Source organism: Propioniciclava sp., assembly GCF_029977985.1.
GTDB lineage: Bacteria > Actinomycetota > Actinomycetes > Propionibacteriales > Propionibacteriaceae > Propioniciclava.
The window spans coordinates 1-4,323 of the sequence record NZ_JARKOT010000003.1; the positions used below are offsets into that span (position 1 = coordinate 1).

The window sequence follows — 4,323 nt, forward strand, 5'->3', positions numbered from 1 at the left end:
GAGGACATCAAGGTGACGCTGCTCGACGGCGCCTACCACGACGTCGACTCCTCCGAGCTCGCGTTCAAGATCGCCGGCTCGATGGTCTTCAAGGAGGCCGCCCGCAAGGCCGACCCGGCACTGCTCGAGCCGCTGATGGCCGTCGAGGTGACCACGCCCGAGGACTACCTTGGCACGGTGATCGGCGACATCAACAGCCGCCGCGGGTCCGTCCAGGGCATGGAGGAGGTGCACGGCAACCAGGTCGTGCGCGCCCTCGTCCCGCTGTCGGAGATGTTCGGCTACGTCGGCGACCTGCGCAGCAAGACGTCGGGTCAGGCGTCCTACTCGATGGAGTTCCACTCCTACGGTGAGTGCCCCAAGTCGGTGGCGGACGAGATCATCGAGAAGGGCCGCGGAGGCACCGACTGACCCGTTGCGGCCCGCTGGGCGAGTTTGACTCTCCCAGCGGGCTGCACGAAAATGGGACGGTCCGCCTGCTGGCGGGCCGACCCTTGAAGTTCAGTAACGACTGCCGTCGCGCGATCCGCGTGCGACGGAACAAGAAAGAGGAGCCCACGTGGCAAAGGCCAAGTTTGAGCGGACCAAGCCGCACCTGAACATCGGCACCATTGGACACGTCGACCACGGCAAGACCACTCTGACCGCGGCGATCACCAAGGTGCTCCACGACAAGTACCCCGAGCTGAACGCAGTGTCGGCCTTCGACCAGATCGACAAGGCCCCCGAGGAGCGTCAGCGCGGCATCACGATCTCCATCGCGCACGTCGAGTACCAGACCGAGAAGCGTCACTACGCGCACGTCGACTGCCCCGGCCACGCCGACTACGTGAAGAACATGATCACCGGTGCCGCGCAGATGGACGGCGCGATCCTCGTGGTCGCCGCCACCGACGGCCCGATGGCCCAGACGCGTGAGCACATCCTGCTGGCCCGCCAGGTCGGCGTCCCCGCCATCGTCGTCGCCCTCAACAAGTGCGACATGGTCGATGACGAGGAGCTCATCGAGCTGGTCGAGATGGAGCTGCGCGAGCTGCTCAGCGCCCAGGAGTTCGACGGCGACAACCTGCCGATCGTGCGCGTGGCCGCCTTCCCGGCCATGAACGGCGACGAGAAGTGGTCCGAGACCATCCTCGAGCTCATGGACGCGGTCGACGAGTACATCCCGCAGCCCGAGCGCGACACCGAGAAGCCGTTCCTCATGCCGATCGAGGACGTGTTCACGATCACCGGTCGTGGCACGGTCGTCACCGGCCGTATCGAGCGCGGCATCGTGAAGACCGGCGAGACGGTCGACATCATCGGTATCCGCGAGCAGAAGCAGACCTCCACCATCACCGGCGTGGAAATGTTCCGCAAGATCCTCGACGAGGGTCGCGCGGGCGAGAACGTCGGCCTGCTGCTCCGTGGCACCAAGAAGGACGATGTCGAGCGTGGGATGGTCGTCTGCAAGCCGGGTTCGGTCACGCCGCACACCGACTTCGAGGCGAACGTCTACGTCCTCACCAAGGAGGAGGGCGGCCGGCACAAGCCGTTCTTCAGCAACTACTCCCCGCAGTTCTACTTCCGCACGACGGACGTGACCGGCGTGGTGCAGCTGCCCGAGGGCACCGAGATGGTCATGCCTGGCGACAACACCTCCATGACCGTGCACCTCAACAAGCCGATCGCCATGGAGGAAGCGCTGAAGTTCGCCATCCGTGAGGGTGGCCGTACGGTCGGCGCTGGCAACGTCACCAAGATCCTCAAGTGAGCTGATCGAGGTCGACGCAACCGTCCACTGGGCCCGCACTCCCGACAGGGGGTGCGGGCCCAGTGCCGTACTGGGGCGTCAATGTTGACCTGACTACGACTTTCCGTAGTAAGATCGGGCTCCGGTCCGAGGCTCGCGATGGAGCCGCCCACACCTGGAGGAACTTGTCATGAATCTCAAGCCACTCAAGACCGCGGGCGTCGTTTCCCTCATCATGGGCATTCTTTTCGTGCTCACCGGGGGAATTGTGTGGGGAGTCGTCACCTCGCAGCTGGCCGCCGAGCGGATCACCGTTCCGCAAGACGCCGCGTTCATGCAGGGCGCGACGGTGCAGGATCCGCTCTCGGCGCTCGCTCAGGCCGACATCATCAACAAGCACGCCATTGAGAGTTCCGAGGGGCGCACCTACGCCGAGTTGGGCACGCTGGCTCGCGAAGCGACGGCCGCCGGAGACACTGCGCTCGCCGAGGAGCTCACCAAGCAGCGCGCCTCGGTGATGAACGCCTCCTTCCTGCGCGCCTCGCTGTTCACGTCGGTGCTGTCCTACGGCGTCTGCCTGTTCGCCATCGGCGTCGGCCTGACGCTGCTCGTATTCGGCTGGGCGTTCCTGTCGGTCGCCCGCCAGAACGCGGTGCGGCCGGCGTCGGTGCGGGTTGACGCGGAGTGACGCGCGCCTGAGCGCGACGGGCGGGGCGGCACCCAAGGGGGCCGCCCCGCCCTCGTTTGTCGGTACGGTCACCGGGTGAGCATCCACGCAGATCACCCGTTTGCCACGCCGAGGGATCGCCGGGACGCCGCCCGCCGCTTCCGCGGACGCCTCGTGCAGCCGGTCACGCTGTGGGCGAGCGGGGCCGGACCCGGCCGCGTCGGCCTGACGGTGAGTTCGGTGCTGATCGGGCTGGGGGAGCCTCCGGTCGTGGTCGGCCTCGTCGACCCCGACTCCGACTTCGCCCTCGGCCTGACCGACACGCTCACGGTGGCGATCCTCACACCTGCGGACCGCCTACTGGCCGAGGCTTTCGCAGGCGTCGCCCCGGCGCCCGGAGGGCCGTTCCGGCTCGCCGCGTTCACCGACACCGACTGGGGGCCGGTGCCAGCGGCGTCCGGCTCGTGGCTGGGGGCCCGCGTGCTCGACCGGCGCGACCTCGGCTGGTCCACCGAGGTGGTCGCGACCATCGAGCACGTGGAGCTGCGCGATGCCGCACCCCTCGCCCACGTGAGGGGCGGCTACCTGACCCCGTGACGCCGGTAGACTGGCGCGCTGTGACCGAAACACCCACGACGCCGCGCTTGCGCATCGCCCCGTCCCCGACCGGCGATCCGCACGTGGGCACCGCGTACATGGCCCTGTTCAACCTGGCGTTCGCGCGCAAGGAACACGGCGCGTTCGTGCTGCGCATCGAGGACACCGACCGGGCGCGCTACGTCGCCGAGTCGGAACAGCAGATCTTCGACACGCTGCGCTGGCTGGGGCTTCCCTGGGATGAGGGCCCCGACGTGGGCGGGCCGTACGCGCCGTACCGGCAGTCGGAGCGGCTCGACACGTACCGTCCCTTCGTGGAGGCGCTCCTCGAGGCCGGGCACGCCTATTACTGCTGGTGCTCGGCCGAGCGGCTCGCCGAGATGCGCGCCGAGCAGGCGGCGTCCAAGCAGGCGACGACCGGCTACGACCGGCTGTGTCTCGGCAAGACCCGCGACGAGCGGGCGCAGCTGCCCGGCTTCACCGAGACGCCCGTGGTGCGCATGCGCATCCCAGACGGCGTCGACACCACGTTCACCGACTTGATCCGCGGCCCGATCACGGCGCCGGTGCCCGACGACCAGGTCATCCTCAAGGCCGATGGCTTCCCCACCTACCACCTGGCGGTCGTCGTCGACGACCACCTCATGGGCATCACCCACGTCGTACGTGGCGAGGAGTGGATCAGCTCGACCCCGAAGCACGTGCAGCTCTACCGCTGGCTGGGCTGGGACGTGCCCGCGTTCGCGCACATGCCGCTGCTGCGCAACACTGACAAGTCCAAGATCAGCAAGCGCAAGAACCCGGCCGCCCGCCTGCTGTGGTTCCGCGAGCAGGGGTTCCTGCCCGAGGCGCTGCGCAACTTCCTCCAGTTGCTCGGCTACCCACCGGCCGATGACGACTCCGAGGTTGCCACCTTCGACGCCTTCGTCGAGGGCTTCGACTGGGCGAAGGTGAACACCGTCGGCCCGGTCTTCGACCTCGACAAACTGGCCTGGCTGAACGGCCACTACCTCCGCGCGCTCACCCCCGACGCGTTGGCCGACCGCATCGCCGAGCACCTCGTCTGGACGGGGGAGTGGGCCGAGCCCAGCCAGCAGCAGCTCGCCACCCTGCGCGCGGCCGCGCCGCTCATCCAGGAGCGGCTCACGCTGCTGTCGGAGGCGCTGCCCAAGCTGCAGTTCCTGTTCACCCCGGACGCCGACCTCGCCTTCGATGAGGCGTCCGTCGACGCACTCGGCGACGATGCCGCACACGTCCTGGACGCCGCGCTCGCTGTCCTCGAGGTTCTGCCCACGTGGGACGACGCGTCCCTCCAGGCGGGGCTCCG

General features: G+C 68.3%; 4 protein-coding genes and 1 pseudogene. All 5 read left to right on the forward strand.

The window, feature by feature from the left end; genetic code table 11:
* Positions 1-411, forward strand: a pseudogene (fusA, locus tag Q1K57_RS00080) (elongation factor G); the annotation flags it as partial.
* Positions 412-559: 148 nt separating this feature from the next.
* Complete coding sequence (gene tuf, locus Q1K57_RS00085) at positions 560-1,753, forward strand: elongation factor Tu (protein ID WP_300077388.1); 1,194 nt, start codon at positions 560-562, stop codon at positions 1,751-1,753.
* A gap of 169 nt (positions 1,754-1,922) precedes the next feature.
* A complete protein-coding gene (locus Q1K57_RS00090; protein WP_300077391.1) occupies positions 1,923-2,420 on the forward strand; it encodes an aromatic ring-opening dioxygenase LigA in 498 nt (165 codons plus the stop codon).
* 75 nt (positions 2,421-2,495) lie between these two features.
* Positions 2,496-2,996, forward strand: a complete 501-nt coding sequence (locus tag Q1K57_RS00095) for a flavin reductase (protein WP_300077394.1) — start codon at positions 2,496-2,498, stop codon at positions 2,994-2,996.
* 98 nt (positions 2,997-3,094) lie between these two features.
* Positions 3,095-4,323, forward strand: a 1,229-nt coding sequence (gene gltX, locus Q1K57_RS00100; protein ID WP_300077397.1) for a glutamate--tRNA ligase, incomplete at its 3' end; no start/stop codon positions are given.

Bases quoted from the DNA above. Each gene is read 5' to 3' on its own strand.
- Q1K57_RS00090 (WP_300077391.1), top strand. From the start codon at position 1,923: ATGAATCTCAAGCCACTCAAGACCGCGGGCGTCGTTTCCCTCATCATG.